Here is a 1,283-nt window from a genome sequence, read left to right as displayed (position 1 = left end):
AGTTGGCGACCCGGGCGGCCGAGGCCGTGCTGAACTTGGCCATGCTGGCATTCAGGTCGGCTCGAATGGACGCCGACTGCGTGACGTAGATGTAGCCGGAGGACGTGAGGAAGGCGGCACAGACGAGCGTGAGGATGAGCAGGGTTGCTCGCCCGGAAACGCCGAGAGACATTTGTGATAACTTCGAACCGGTCAGGTGTTCAGCATCAATCTGGGGCACAGGTCGATCCTCGGGTGACGGAAGGCTCACACCTCCATAGAGCCACCTATTACCGCAACTGGTATGATAAACGTGTTAAATATCATTAAAGTTTTTCCGCATCGATAATCTTGATCATAGTATTTTTCTGGGGCGAATTTCTATCAATATTTCGGCATGAGCATATATTACACTCATATATAATAGTAAATAATGTAGATAATTTTGCCACTACAAACTCGGAAGAAATAATATTTTGGTTTGCTCGGTCGCATCCGTCGATGAGGTGGACTTTCGGGGTGGATTGGCGCGGCCATCGGTCAAGCGCCTTGCAGTGGGTAATTATCCATGTTTGTGATGGTTGTCAGCGGGCGTTGAATACTGGTTCATCCACACTTTGTATGGCGAGGCTGGCATCTGGAGGGTTGTCGCCCATCTCGGGGGATTCGCTCACGGAGAGCGCCATCTCCCGACGCCTTCTTCCCTTGGTTCCCGCATCCCTCAGCATCATGCAGGTCGAGCCCGTCACCGACGCGATCGTCAGCCGCCACGGCACCGAGTAGGCGTTGCCGTCGACGCTGACCGCGCAGTCTGCCCCGACCCGGCGCACGAGATCGCGCGCGGCGGAGAACGGCGGCACGCCCGCCAGGGGCTGCAGCGCCCGGGCCTCGTCCTGGGCGAACCGCGCGCCCGGCGCCTCACCGGTCGTGCCGTGCGCGCGCTGGTCGGCTACATCCCGCATCCAGGCATCGAGATGCGCCTCCATGGCGGCAAAGCTCGCGAAGCGGTGGCCGGCCACAGCGTTCCTCTTGACGTAGCCAACGCCGCGCTCGTCCTTGCCCTTCGTGCGCGCTCGGTACGGGGCGCAGGCCCGCACCCGGAAGCCCCAATGCCGGGAGAAGGCGTGCAACCGCGGATGCAGGATGACCTCGCGGCTGACCGGGTCATGGTGCAGGACCAGGGCGCGGGCATTGTCGAGCAGCACCTCACGCGGCACACCGCCGAAGGCCTGAAAGGCGCTCTCCAATCCGGCGAACCAGTCCTCCTGCCGCTCGTGGCCGAAGGCGCGCACGTGCAGTCGACG

General features: G+C 60.9%; 1 protein-coding gene and 1 pseudogene. Both read right to left on the bottom strand.

Features of this window, described 5'->3' with window-relative positions; genetic code table 11:
• Nucleotides 1-220: hypothetical protein (locus ABIC30_RS31765; RefSeq protein ID WP_502915899.1), on the bottom strand; the 220-nt coding region annotated here is incomplete at its 3' end.
• A 505-nt stretch (nucleotides 221-725) separates the two neighbouring features.
• A pseudogene (gene istA / locus ABIC30_RS31760) lies at nucleotides 726-1,283 on the bottom strand (IS21 family transposase); the annotation flags it as partial.

It is taken from the genome of Methylobacterium sp. 1030, from assembly GCF_040544715.1.
In the GTDB taxonomy this organism is placed as follows: domain Bacteria; phylum Pseudomonadota; class Alphaproteobacteria; order Rhizobiales; family Beijerinckiaceae; genus Methylobacterium.
The sequence above is the reverse complement of the archived record's forward strand: the minus strand, read 5'-3'. Positions and strand labels throughout refer to the sequence as shown.